Genomic DNA, 12,936 nt, shown 5'->3' with positions numbered 1-12,936 from the left:
AAGGTCTATAGCAATGAAAGATGCGATCACTCTGGATCAGCTGCGTGAAGCGATCGGCACAGAAATCGGCTGCTCCGAGTGGCGTGTGGTCACACAGGAAATGATCAACCAGTTTGCCGATGCAACGGATGATCATCAATATATCCATGTGGATCCGGTTCGTGCGGCGGAAACACCTTTCGGCGGTACAATCGCCCATGGTTTTCTGACGCTTTCATTGCTCTCGACTTTGGCTTTTGAAGCACTGCCGATGCTGCAGGGCGCAACCATGGGCATCAATTACGGTTTTGACAGTGTGCGTTTCATGTCGCCGGTCAAAACCGGAACCCGCGTCCGCGCCCGTTTCAAACTGGCTGATGCGGATATCCGTCCTTCCGGCCGTGTGGTCAATCATTATGATGTGACACTGGAAGTGGAAGGTATGGTCAAACCGGCTCTCACAGCGCGGTGGCTGACCATCGCTGTCGTCCCACCTGCTGAGTGAAGTTTCCGGCCAGAACGGGCTGCAAATGGCGTTTTTCTGCGCTTCCGATACTCACGTACTTTAGTACGCTCCGTTTCGGTTCTCGAAGAACACCATTTTCGCCTCGTGCTGACCAGAAACGAGGCAGTGCCGTTTTAGTGTAATGTATCCAGCGGTGCAGGCTGATCGGGGTAATCGGTCAGCAGGGTTTTGAGCGCGAAAGGCCCGTGCAGGAACATGCCGATATCATAGGCGTTCTTCTTCTGGCTGCCTGAAATAAACAGCAAATGCATTTTGAAGAAATTGCCCTTGGCCTGTTTGTAGCGGACAGGAGAGTGAATATGTTTGAACCGGATATGCTGGATCAGCGGCGGATTGTTCGTCTGAATTTTCAGTGCTTTGGCAGGCTCTGAATTGTAAAAATGGATGATATCCGTCAGCGCCTGAAATTCAGCCCAGAAAACCGGACTATCGTTCAGTAATACACTTACATCCTCGCGCAAGGCTTTAGCGCGCGGATGCAGAGCAATCATCAGCAAGCAGGAGCCGGCAGCAAGCAAAGAGACCGGCTGTTTACGCAGGAGTTCCGGCTCGGTGCGCCAGACTTCAGCCAGCGCTTCAATCGCCGGTACAGTGCCGAGACTGTGCCCCATAATGATGACTTCATCAGCCTCACTGCTGCGCAGTTTTTCTGTCAACATCTGGGCAAAAATCTGTTTGCGCTGGCGCAGACTGGAACTCTTGTCATAAATCCGGTCATAGGCGGCTGACCAGTCGTCGAGCAGATAGGAGATGAAAAGTTTTTCATCCAGCGCCCGTATCAGTGCGTAGCAAATACCGAGAGCCAGCGGCAGCGACCAGAGCATATGCAGTGGTGAGAAACCGGCCAGTACCGGCGCTGCTGTGATGCCGAGCGTTAAGGCCAGCATGGCCAGCACCATCAGAAACGGCCACATGAAAAACATCACAAACCGCCAACTGGTGCGGCCATAACGCCATAAGGTGCCGGTGAAGAGAATATTCAGAAAAGCGCGGCTGCCGGTGAACAGACGGTGTGGCAGGGATCGTGCTGCATATTCATCAAAAATATCTGCGGTACCGAACTGGCAGAATTCGCTTTGTGTTTCCCAGTTCTCGCCTTTGGCTGTCACCTGCATGGTGCCGCTGCCGTGATCTGCATCGGCCATCGGAGACAGGCTGGTTTTTGTGCCCCACAGCTTGTCAAAATCGCTCATAATTTTGCGATGACGCACGCGCACTGCCTTAGGGTGCAGCCCTTCATAACCTGTGAAATTAATGATGAGACGTTTTTTAATGGTCATGAAAATGGTGCTTGTCAAAACAGAAGAGGGCAATACGGCGCAGAAGATGCTTTAGTGCGGTCTGCTGTAAATGAACAATCACATTAAAGCTATTATGCTTGCTCAAAATAAAAGTACCGCGCCTTTTAGAAGACGCGGTGCTTAAAGTGTAATTATGACAGTTTCAGGACGTTGAGGTTATCGTCAGACGGCTGCGTCCAATGCCCCTTCGCTCAGCAAGCCGAAAACATAGGTGCCGAAGGAGCGCCAGCATTCCAGCCGGAATTCTGTTTCAGACAAGCGCCAAAGTACGATCTCAGCCTTGCCGAAAATCGTGCGGGAGGCTGCGCCGACCGGAAAAACGGCCAGCGACAAATCCTGCGGACAGCCCACATTGATTGTTGCCTCTGCGCCTTCACCGGAAATGATGATGCCGATATTGCGGTGGGATACATCGGTTGCGGCATGCAAGGTTTCAACGCCTTGCAAATCCGCAAAAGGTGATTGTCCGCCGGTATCAATCACCAGCCATTCGTCAGGGCCAAGCCACAATGCCGAGCGCGTGCCTTTGGTGGCACTGTGTTTCGGTTTTTGCGGTAGGGTGACGCCAAGGGCTTTGGACAGTGCTGTAACATCATTGGCGCGGGCGCGCAGCGAAATGCGTTCCGCCGGTTCAGCTGGAATGATCTGTACTGAACCATTACCGGCGCGGTTGTTGCCCAGAACTGTGATGCGCTGTGCGCTTGCTTCGGAGTTAGACATGCAGGCGCTCTCCCTTTTCGTCAATAAAGACGGGGCCGGTTACTTCAACTTCAATCACACGATCCAGCATCGGCACGAACAGGGTCTTGCCGTGCAGATTAAATCCGTCATGCACCACAGCCATGGCAATGGAGCGCCCGAGATTGGATGACCAATAGGAAGAGGTGACGTGACCGAGCATTTTCATCGGTTTTGGCTGGTTCGGATCGGCAACGATCTGCGCGCCTTCTTCCAGCACTGTGTTCGGATTTTTGGTCAGCAGGCCGACCAGTTGTTTGCGGCCTTCCGCCACCAGATCAGGGCGGCGCATACCACGGATGCCAACGAAGTCGGTTTTCTTCTTGGAAACTGCCCAGCCAACCGCTGCATCATGCGGGGTCAGAGTGCCGTCTGTGTCCTGACCGACAATGATATAGCCTTTTTCAGCACGCAGAACATGCATGGTTTCCGTGCCGTAGAGGCAGGCGCCTATGGCCTTCGCACGCTCCCAGACGGCTTCCAGCACAGACTGACCGTAATCGGCAGGGACGTTGATTTCAAAGCCCAACTCACCGGTAAAGGACATACGGAACAGGCGGGTCGGTACACCGCAGAATTTACCTTCCGCCACACTCATATGCGGGAAGGCCTCATTGGAAATGTCAATGCCTTCAACAAATGGCGCGATAATCTCACGGGCTTTCGGCCCCTGAACGGCAATCACCGCCCATTGTTCCGTTGTGGAGGTCAGCCAGACATTGAGATGCGGGAACTCGGTCTGGAGATAATCCTCCATATGGTTGAGGACACGCGGTGCACCGCCGGTTGTTGTAGTGACGTGGAAGCGGTCATGTGCCATACGACCGACCACACCGTCATCCATCACGAAACCGTCTTCACCGGTCATGATGCCGTAGCGGCAGCGACCCGGTTTCAGCGTATCCCATGCGTTTGTATACATCAGATTGAGGAACTCAGCGGCATCAGGGCCGACAACTTCAATTTTACCCAAGGTGGAAGCATCGAAAATACCAGCGACTTCGCGAACAGTTTTACATTCGCGGGACACCGCATCATGCATGGTTTCACCGGCCTGCGGATAATACCATGCGCGTTTCCAGTTGCCGACATCCTCATAAACCGCGCCGTTCTGAGCCTCAAAATGATGCAGCGCAGTCTGACGCGCCGGATCAAACAGATGATCGCGGGACGAGTTGATGAGTGTGCCGAACGTCACCGGCGTATAAGGCTGGCGGAAGGTGGTGAGACCGACCTGCGGGATTGGCTTGTTGAGCGCTTCCGAGGCAATCGCCAGCCCGTGCATATTGGACATTTTACCCTGATCGGATGCCATACCATTGGTGGTAAAGCGTTTGATATGCTCGATAGAGTGCATACCTTCGCGCACGGCATTGCGGATGTCCTTGGCGCAAACATCATGTTGAAAGTCGATAAACGCCTTCACATTGCTGTCAGGGCCTGCACCGGCTGTGGTGCCGACCATGCCGCCGCTCCAGCTATAGGCTGTTGTTGCACTGACAGTGGTGGTTGCTAATGCCTTGCCGCCGGTTGCAGTACCGGCAGATGTGCCTGCTGCAACGGCCTCATCAATTGCTGCCTGCAAATCGTCGGTGCCGTTACAGGTGCCGACGCAGATGCAGTCCTGTGCGTAAACATCCGGCAGGAAGCGCTGTTTGGCATCATCAAAGCGCAGCTTACCGCGTGATTGCGAGAATAAATGCACCGATGGCGTCCAGCCGGAGGAGGTGATCAGCGCATCAATCGTATATTTGCGGCCTGATTTCGCGCCATTGGTGGCAACAGTCATGGACTTGACCCGCAGCTTGCCGCCAACACTCAGCACACAATGATTGGTCAGAACCGGAATGTTCAAACGGCGGGCCTCGGTAAGCACGGCTTCACCCGGATGAGCGCGGGCATCGACAATCACCGGAATATCAACGCCTGCATTTTTCAGATCAAAGGCGGCTTCATAGGCACTGTCATGGGCGGTGAAGACACCAACATGCGAGCCGACAGCCACGCCGAAATGATTGAGATAAGTGCGGGCAGCCGAAGCCAGCATTACACCCGGACGGTCATTATTGGCAAATACCATATGGCGTTCAATCGAACCGTTCGCGAGGATCACGCGTTTGGCACGCACCTGCCACAGGCGCTCACGCGCGGTGTTCTTCTCAGGCAAGGCAACATGGTCTGTAACCCGTTCTGCCAGAGCCACAAAATTATGGTTATAGTAACCGAAAGCAGTGGTGCGGGTGAGGACACGCACATTCGGCATGGCATTGAGTTCAGCCGCAGTGATCTGCGCCCATGCAAAACCATCCTGACCATTGATCTTTGTGCCGTTTTCATGATGCAGGGCACCGCCGACCTCAGGCTGTTCGTCACAGAGAATGACTTTGGCACCGGTGCGTGCGGCAGCGAGCGCAGCACTTAAACCCGCCACGCCTGCGCCGACAACCAGCACATCACAATGCTCATAGCGGCCTGCATAACGGTCAGGGTCAGGTTCGGTTGGTGTAACGCCCAGACCTGCGGCGCGGCGGATGATCGGCTCATAGACCTTCTCCCACGCCTTTCTCGGCCACATGAAAGTCTTGTAATAGAAGCCTGCACCGAAGAAAGGCGAAAACAGATCATTCACTGCGCCGATATCGAAAGACAAAGACGGCCAGCGGTTCTGCGATTCTGAATACATGCCGTCGAAAACTTCCTGCACGGTTGCACGCACATTCGGCTGGCGATGGGCTTTGTCGCGGGAAATATCCAGCAGAGCATTCGGCTCTTCCGGCCCTGCGGACAGAAAACCGCGCGGACGATGATATTTGAACGAACGTCCGATCAGGTGAATATCATGGGCAAGCAGAGCCGAGGCGACAGTATCACCTGCCAATGCTGTATAAGTCTTGCCGTCAAAGGTGAAACGGGCGGTTTTCGCCGGGGTCAGACGGCCTTTGCCAGGTATGCGTTTTGAGCCGCTCATTTACCACTCTCCTTGGCCGCAACACTTTTCGTCTGTACGATTTGGCTCAGATCCGGTTTCGGCTCTCCGGCTTTATAGGTGAGCAGGAACTTGTCGCTCACAGTGTCGCGTGCCGCATTGAAGAAGCGGCCGCAGCCGTGAATATGCCGCCAGCGCTCAAAGATCACACCTTTGGGATTGTCGCGCCAATAGAGAAACTCAACGAATTCCTCGTCCGAAAGCTCGGTTATATTGGTCGGGCGGGCAATATGGGCATCATGAGCGCTGCGGAACTCCAGTTCCGAGCGGTCTTCGCCGCAATAAGGACAATGGATCAGTAACATGATTGGCTATCCTTATTTAGTGCGCAACAGCGGCGGCGGCGGCTTCGTCGATCAGACGACCGGTGCGGAAACGATCAAGCGTAAAGCCTGCGGCCAGCGGGTGCGGTTCGCCACGGGCGATCAGATGGGCGAACAAATGGGCGGAACCCGGCGTTGCCTTGAAGCCGCCGGTGCCCCAGCCTGCATTGACGAACAAGTTCGGTACAGGGGTTTTGCTCTGGATCGGTGCGCGATCGACGGTGTTGTCAGTCACACCGCCCCATTGACGCATCATTTTTACGCGACGGAACATCGGGAACAATTCACAGATCGCATCCAGTGTATGGGTGATGATCTGCAAGCCGCCTGTCTGCGAATAGGAATTATACTGGTCGGTACCGGCGCCGATAACAAACTCGCCCTTATCCGACTGAGAAATGTAGGCATGAACCGCATTGGACATGACCACGCATGGCACAATCGGCTTCATCGGTTCAGAAACCAGTGCCTGCAACGGGGAGCTTTGCAATGGTACGCGCACATCAGCCATATTCATGATGACCGAGGAGTGACCGGAAGCGGAAACGCCGATTTTCTTGGCGCCGATAAAGCCGCGATTGGTCTCAACACCGCTGACACTGCCGTCCGCATTACGACGAATGCCGAGCACTTCACAATTCTGGATAATATGCACACCGCGATCAGAAGCTGCGCGGGCATAGCCCCATGCCACTGCATCGTGACGGGCAACGCCGCCGCGGCGTTGCAAGGCTGCGCCATTGATCGGATAGCGGGAATTTTGCGAAATATTCAGCGGCGGGCAATAGGCTTTGGCCTGTTCCGGTGTCAGCCATTCATTGTCGATGCCATAGAGACGGTTGGCATTGATGTGACGGCTGAAGGATTGCTTGTCATGGATATTATGCGACAGCATCAGCACGCCACGCGGCGAGAACATCACATTGTAGTTGAGATCCTGTGACAGGTTCTCCCACATCTTGAGCGAATGCTCATAGATATTCATGCTCTCTTCATAGAGATAGTTGGAGCGGATGATAGTGGTGTTACGGCCGGTATTGCCGCCACCGATCCAGCCTTTTTCCAGTACTGCAATATTGGTGATGCCGTGTTCTTTGGCCAGATAATAGGCGGCACCCAGACCGTGGCCGCCGCCGCCGACAATAATCACATCATAGCTGGCACGCGGTTCCGGCGAAGCCCATTGCGGCTCCCAACCTTTATTTCCGCGCAGTGCTTCACGGGCAACTGCAAATACTGAAAACTTACGCATAATGTCCCCTTATCTGGGCGCGGAAGATTTTTTCCGCCTGTTGGTTTAAAGTTAAACCATATGCCGACACTGACTTTGCCATTTTGCGACGGGTTTTGGCGTATCATGCGGTTTTTGTTTGCTGAAAAGCTCTCGCATCGCGGCGGGATGTCAGCGCGAAGGACTCACTTCATTCCGCATGAAAATTAGCGGAAAAAGCGACAGAGAATCTCTGTGAAATACGGGGTAAATTTTGCATTTGCAGATTAAAACCAATGCAATGTCCGCAAAGAAAAATGCAAATAAAACGTGATTTTTACGGTTAAAACTGTAATAATGAGGTTGATAAGGCCTGATCGGGCGCTGTGTTATGGATTCTGTGTGGACAATCGCGCCGGATACTGTTAAACGGCACTCGAATTTGCATCGGAAGGCCGTTGCGAAGTCTTAAGATTTCTCAGCCATAAGACGGCTCCTTCACCGGAACTGCCAGACTGTTTTTTCTTCGGGGCTCACCGGTGCCTTCAGGCTAAACTGAAAAATCTAACCGAAACGGAACGGGATTACACGTGCAGGTACTCGTACGCGATAATAATGTTGATCAGGCTCTCCGCGCTCTTAAGAAAAAGATGCAGCGTGAAGGTATTTTCCGCGAAATGAAAATGCGCGGTCATTATGAAAAGCCATCTGAAAAGCGCGCCCGCGAAAAGGCTGAAGCCGTTCGCCGTGCACGCAAGCTGGCTCGTAAGCGCGCACAGCGTGAAGGTCTGGTAGGCGGCGGCCGCGTAGCGGCTCGTTAAGTAACAAGTCGCGTAGCGGCCCGCTAATTAACGGGTCGTTTGGCGACCGGTTAATTAGACTGAACGCGTGGCTACAGGCTGCGTCGTTTCTGATCAGATATACTGATTAAGCAGCGCATGATCTCAGGGTCATGCGTTTTGCTTTGCGTTCAGGCCAGCTTTTCAGGCTTATTATGCCGGTTTTTGAAAACTGATGTAATATGAAGCTTTATTGTAAAAGTTGACCATACAGATATGTTTGCATCGCTGGAAAACAGCTTTAAGGTGGGGTGAGTATTCACTTCCGCCTTTTTCTGTATGGGCTGAGTGCATTGGCATGTCATAAAATATATGCAGTCTTACCATTTTCCGTCAGATACTGTGCAGAGCACAGGCCGGAATCTCAGGCCACAAGACTGCTTTTGAGGAGTGCGCGAATGGGATCTTTGGCAAGTGTGAAATTGACTTTGCGTGAACAGCGCCTTTCTTTGAATAAAGGTTTGCTGGTTGCAGCATCCTGTGCAGTTCTGGCTTTGGCGGGCTGTCAGAGCACTTCCAATTCCATGCTTACGCCGGTTGATCTTGCGCAGGGTTCCAGCGAGAATATCGGTTCGCTGACAACTGTCATTCAGAGCAATCCGCGTAATCCTGAAAGCTATAATGTGCGCGGCTCAGCCTATGGTAAAGCAGGGCGCTATCGCGAGGCGATGAAGGATTTTGATACGGCGATCCAGCTCGATCCGAATTATTATCAGGCCTATGCCAATCGTGCGCTGATCCAGCGCTATCTGAAAAATGATGCGGCGGCTGTGCAGGATTATGGTCGCGCCATTCAGATCAATCCGCAATATGATGCAGCCTATATCGGGCGCGGTAATGTCTATCGTCAGGCAGGACGTCTGGATGAAGCGATGACGGATTTCAACCGCGCAATCCAGCTGGATACCACCGATGGCCGCGCTTACCACAATCGTGGTCTGATCTATCAGGCACGCGGTCAGCACAAACAGGCGATTGAGGATTTCTCTGCCGCGGCTTCCCTGCAGTCGAATGCGCCGGAGCCTTATAATGGCCGCGGTATTTCCTATGCAGCGCTCGGCGATTATGACAATGCCTTTGATGACTTCAATACGGCTATCGGGCTGGATGACAAGATTGCCGAAAGCTGGGCCAATCAGGCGCTGGTCTATGAGCATCGCGGTGACAAGAAACGTGCAGCGGCGTCCTATGCCCGCGCGGTGCAGCTTGATCCGCAATATAAGCCTGCCAAGGATGGTCTGAGCCGTACACGGTAATTGTTCAGACCTAAATAGGCAGAGCATAGCAAGTTAAAGAGCCGCAGGATTCAGTATCCGGCGGCTCTTTTCTTATTTCTGAAGCTCTCTATATTATTGGCTATGTCTTTATTCGACCATATCGGCTTTGAGAGCCGGGATATTCCGGCATCCTATCAGTTTTACTCCGGCAGCATGGCTGCACTGGAGCTTAGGGTGTTGCAGACGGCGGATAATTTGTTTTTTGTCAGCGGGAATGCCCGCAGTCCTCTGCCGTTCTTGCGGATTGTTGCGGCAAAATCTGCAAATGGTGCAGATTCTGCATCACAGCCGGGTCAGCATTTACACCTTAAATTCAGCGCCAAAAGTCATGAGCAGGTTGAGGCTTTTCATCAGGCTGCACTCAGATCCGGCGGACGGGAAAGCAGTGCACCGTCCTATCAGGGGCCGAAGGAGATGGGTTATTTCGCGGCTCTGGTTTTTGATCCGGACGGTAATACGGTTGAAGTCGGTGTTCATGAGAAACACGGCTGACTTGACAAAGAGATAAAGAAAAGGCCGGTTTTCACCGGCCTTTTTTATTTAGAACGGAGCCGCTCTAAATTTTATTTTCTCGCATTATCCTACGCATCGAAGCAGGAAAGGAAATCAGTCCAGTGAACTGATTTCCCTGCGAAGGCGCTGCGCACTTTTGCTGGAAATGCTCTAGCGTTTAACAACGCGTTTATCGACTTTTTGTACCAGCCTGTCACCGATCCACTGGATCAGGCAGACAAACACGATCAGAACGGCAACAACAGCGGCCATGATCGGATAGTTGAAACGCTGATAGCCATAGCGGATAGCAAGGTCGCCGAGACCGCCTGCGCCAATCGCACCGGCCATTGCGGATGCACCGATCAGCGTGACGATGGTAACTGTAAAGCCTGCGATCAGACCCGGCATGGATTCCGGTATCAGCACTTCTTTAATGATCGTCCAGCGGCTTGCACCCATGGAGCGGGCAGCTTCAATCAGGCCGTGGTCAACTTCACGCAGTGATACTTCAGCCATACGGGCATAATAAGGGATAGCGGCAATCGACAGCGGCACGATGGAAGCCCATGTGCCCAGTGCAGTGCCCATAATCAGGCGTGTGAACGGGATGAGGGCAACCAGCAGAATAATGAATGGTACCGAACGGAACGCATTGACGATCGCGCCGATAACACGGTTGACCGGAATATTCTGAAGCAGGCCGTTACGGTCTGTCAGGATCAGCAGCAGACCAAGCGGCAGGCCGAAGAGCAATGTGAAGAAGCTGGAGAAACCCGTCATAATCAGAGTTTCGCCTAACGAACGCCAGAGCAGATCAAGCATTGCGGGTGTCAGGAACTGAAACATATCCGGCAACCTCCGTTTCATCACAAATTGTCTTCAGAAAACCGACAGCCTTTTGCAAAGCTGTCTGGTCATGGGCGGGGAGGCCAAGGAATAATGTGCCGACCGGTTCTCCCTGAATCGTATCAATGCCGCCATGAACGAGGCGTGCATTGAGACCGGAAGCGACGGCAATATCATTGATCAGCGGTCTGCGTGCAGATTCACCGGAGATGCGCAGACGGACAATCGCTTCTGAAGCTGATTGCGGGTTCTGCGTCAGCTGTGCGGCAATGCTGTCCGGCAGTGCAGGGGTCAGCATTTTCAGCAGGCTTTTGGTCGTATCGGCCTTCGGGCGTGCAAAAACTTCCCAGACTGGGCCTTCTTCGGCAATATGCCCGTGATCCAGCACAATCACACGGTCTGCAATTTTGCGGATGACATCCATTTCATGGGTAATCAGCAGAATGGTCAGGCCGAGTTTCTGATTGATGTCTTTCAGCAGTGCCAGAATAGACTGGGTGGTTTCCGGATCGAGAGCGGAGGTTGCCTCATCCGACAAAAGCAGGCTCGGTTTGGCTGCAAGCGCACGGGCAATGCCGACGCGCTGCTTCTGGCCACCGGAAAGCTGTGCCGGATAATGCTGCGCGCGCTCTGACAGGCCGACCAGTTCCAGCAATTCAGCAACGATTTTGTGGCGTTCCGGTTTGGCAATGCCGGCAATTTTGAGCGGCAGGGCAATATTCTGCGCCACGGTTTTGGCCGACATCAGATTGAAATGCTGGAAAATCATGCCGATACGGCGGCGCACCGGCTGCAACTGGCTTTCAGTGAGACCGGTGATTTCCTGACCTTCAATGATGACCGAGCCGCTATCCGGCCGTTCCAGACCATTGAGGCAGCGGATCAGTGTCGATTTGCCCGCGCCGCTGCGGCCGATAATACCGAGAATTTCACCGCGCTGAACCGAGAGAGAAATATCATCCACGGCAGGTGTTGTGCCGAACATACGTTTAATATTGGAAAGTTTGACAACTTCGTCACCGGTCACGGGAGGCTGACCGGATGCGGAAGGCAGCTTTTGCTGCATATTCTTTGTTGAAACTGAAGTATTCACTTTATCCTCTGGAGCGCATCCCGAAAAATGCGAAGCGGTTTTCGGAAAAGATGCGCGTAAAAACAAGTAGATAGAGCATTTTCAAAGAGTTAATTTAAAATGAAAATGCTCGAGCTCTTTCTTTAAATTGAGGCAATAATAACGGAGCAAAATGGCAATGCTCAGAGTGCAAAACGGTCCGGATAAATCCGGACCGTTACTATGCGCGGTTTAAGCTTGGTTTGACAGCTCTTATTCCCAGGCAGGAATACCTGTGCTCTTATACGCACGGTCGAGTTCTGCTTTCACCGGCTCGTTCTGGAAAGCTGCAACAAGCGGTTTCACCCATGCTGCATCCTTGTCTTCAGTGCGGATGGCAATGAAGTTGCGGTAAGGATTGTTTTCTTTTGCTTCCCAGCCGATAGCATCCTTCACAGGATCCAGACCGGATTTGGCTGCCCAGTTATTGTTGACGATGGCTGCATCGAGATCATCAATGGAAAGACCGACAACACCGGCATCCAGTTCTTTGATTTCAAGCTTTTTCGGATTCTCAACAATATCAATCGGAGTTGCAAGAATGCCTGCATCCGGATTGAGTTTGATCAGACCTTTGCTTTCGAGAACGCGCAGGGCACGGCCTTCATTGGTCGGATCATTCGGAACGCCGACGATTGCGCCTTCTTTCAGATCTTCCAGCTTTTCAACTTTGCGGGAATAAATACCAATTGGCCAGAGGGCAGTGTAACCGGCAACGGAAATTTTATAGCCGTGCTGTTTGATCTGCTCATTCAGATATGGCTCATGCTGAAACGCATTGGCATTAATCTCTTTACGCTCCAGCGCTTCATTCGGCTGGGTGTAATCGTTGAAAATGACGGTTTCGATTTTGAGGCCTTCTTTTGCAGCCTGTTCAGCAACAACTTTCCACACATCTTCGTCTTCACCACCCATGATGCCGACTTTGATAGTTGTGTCCTGTGCCTGAACCGACAGAGGTGCAGCAAATGCAACGCTCATGGCAACAGCGGAAAGCAGCATCATTTTCATGCCGGTGCGGCGCGAAATTAAGGTTTTGACGCGGGCGATATCTGACAACGACATTGCTGTTTTCCTTATAATTTTGGTCATTAAGCGGTGTCTCGCTTAACGGTTTTGCCTCACAAATCTCATACCTGTTTTCTCTCAAACGGAGGCAGGCGGATTGTGTGAGCATATTCTTCACAGAATGGTGTGCGATAACAAGGAAGTTTCGTCTACGAATTAAGTTTTATTAGAATATTTTTGCGTAATTTTGCTAAATCACGAATAAAACTATCGCAGATAAATATATGTTTATATTTA

At 52.4% G+C, this 12,936-nt stretch carries 12 protein-coding genes; 4 read left to right on the top strand and 8 right to left on the bottom strand.

Annotated features, from left to right (window positions below; translation table 11 throughout):
- Positions 1–13 precede the first annotated feature (13 nt).
- Positions 14–484 carry a MaoC family dehydratase gene (locus tag BKD14_RS14885; protein ID WP_022712508.1) on the top strand — a complete coding sequence of 157 codons (471 nt, stop codon included), beginning with the start codon at positions 14–16 and terminating at the stop codon, positions 482–484.
- Positions 485–618: 134 nt separating this feature from the next.
- Here BKD14_RS14885 and BKD14_RS14880 read toward each other — a convergent pair whose 3' ends face one another.
- The 5 genes from BKD14_RS14880 to BKD14_RS14860 all read right to left on the bottom strand — a co-directional run bounded on the left by BKD14_RS14880 (position 619) and on the right by BKD14_RS14860 (position 7,105).
- The gene (locus BKD14_RS14880) at positions 619–1,785 is read right to left on the bottom strand and encodes an alpha/beta hydrolase (RefSeq protein ID WP_075657163.1); all 1,167 of its coding nucleotides are present in this window, start codon (positions 1,783–1,785) and stop codon (positions 619–621) included.
- 183 nt (positions 1,786–1,968) lie between these two features.
- Positions 1,969–2,526 carry a sarcosine oxidase subunit gamma gene (locus tag BKD14_RS14875; protein WP_075657030.1) on the bottom strand — a complete coding sequence of 186 codons (558 nt, stop codon included), beginning with the start codon at positions 2,524–2,526 and terminating at the stop codon, positions 1,969–1,971.
- The gene (locus BKD14_RS14870) at positions 2,519–5,512 is read right to left on the bottom strand and encodes a sarcosine oxidase subunit alpha (RefSeq protein ID WP_075657029.1); all 2,994 of its coding nucleotides are present in this window, start codon (positions 5,510–5,512) and stop codon (positions 2,519–2,521) included. The genes BKD14_RS14875 and BKD14_RS14870 overlap by 8 nt, the downstream gene beginning before the upstream one ends.
- A complete protein-coding gene (locus BKD14_RS14865) occupies positions 5,509–5,835 on the bottom strand; it encodes a sarcosine oxidase subunit delta (protein ID WP_022712512.1) in 327 nt (108 codons plus the stop codon). Before BKD14_RS14865 ends, BKD14_RS14870 begins: the two co-directional genes overlap by 4 nt.
- A gap of 16 nt (positions 5,836–5,851) precedes the next feature.
- The gene (locus BKD14_RS14860; protein ID WP_075657028.1) at positions 5,852–7,105 is read right to left on the bottom strand and encodes a sarcosine oxidase subunit beta family protein; all 1,254 of its coding nucleotides are present in this window, start codon (positions 7,103–7,105) and stop codon (positions 5,852–5,854) included.
- Positions 7,106–7,653: 548 nt separating this feature from the next.
- Between BKD14_RS14860 and rpsU the strand changes: the two genes are divergently transcribed.
- From rpsU to BKD14_RS14845, 3 genes are all read left to right on the top strand, one after another.
- The gene (gene rpsU / locus BKD14_RS14855) at positions 7,654–7,884 is read left to right on the top strand and encodes a 30S ribosomal protein S21 (RefSeq protein WP_022712514.1); all 231 of its coding nucleotides are present in this window, start codon (positions 7,654–7,656) and stop codon (positions 7,882–7,884) included.
- A 416-nt stretch (positions 7,885–8,300) separates the two neighbouring features.
- Positions 8,301–9,158, top strand: a complete 858-nt coding sequence (locus BKD14_RS14850; RefSeq protein WP_022712515.1) for a tetratricopeptide repeat protein — start codon at positions 8,301–8,303, stop codon at positions 9,156–9,158.
- A 102-nt stretch (positions 9,159–9,260) separates the two neighbouring features.
- Complete coding sequence (locus tag BKD14_RS14845) at positions 9,261–9,671, top strand: VOC family protein (RefSeq protein WP_075657162.1); 411 nt, start codon at positions 9,261–9,263, stop codon at positions 9,669–9,671.
- A 171-nt stretch (positions 9,672–9,842) separates the two neighbouring features.
- On the opposite strand, the gene BKD14_RS14840 is transcribed toward BKD14_RS14845, so the two are convergent.
- From BKD14_RS14840 to BKD14_RS14830, 3 genes are all read right to left on the bottom strand, one after another.
- Positions 9,843–10,508: a methionine ABC transporter permease gene (locus BKD14_RS14840; RefSeq protein WP_028234010.1), complete on the bottom strand. Its 666-nt coding sequence runs from the start codon at positions 10,506–10,508 to the stop codon at positions 9,843–9,845.
- A complete protein-coding gene (locus tag BKD14_RS14835; protein ID WP_075657027.1) occupies positions 10,489–11,586 on the bottom strand; it encodes a methionine ABC transporter ATP-binding protein in 1,098 nt (365 codons plus the stop codon). Before BKD14_RS14835 ends, BKD14_RS14840 begins: the two co-directional genes overlap by 20 nt.
- Before the next feature lie 258 nt (positions 11,587–11,844).
- Positions 11,845–12,696 (bottom strand): MetQ/NlpA family ABC transporter substrate-binding protein, encoded by an 852-nt coding sequence (locus BKD14_RS14830; protein ID WP_116088857.1) that lies wholly within the window; start codon positions 12,694–12,696, stop codon positions 11,845–11,847.
- Between the last annotated feature and the right edge of the window lie 240 nt (positions 12,697–12,936).

Source organism: Pseudochrobactrum sp. B5, assembly GCF_001939785.1.
In the GTDB taxonomy this organism is placed as follows: domain Bacteria; phylum Pseudomonadota; class Alphaproteobacteria; order Rhizobiales; family Rhizobiaceae; genus Pseudochrobactrum; species Pseudochrobactrum saccharolyticum.
The sequence above is the reverse complement of the archived record's forward strand: the minus strand, read 5'-3'. Positions and strand labels throughout refer to the sequence as shown.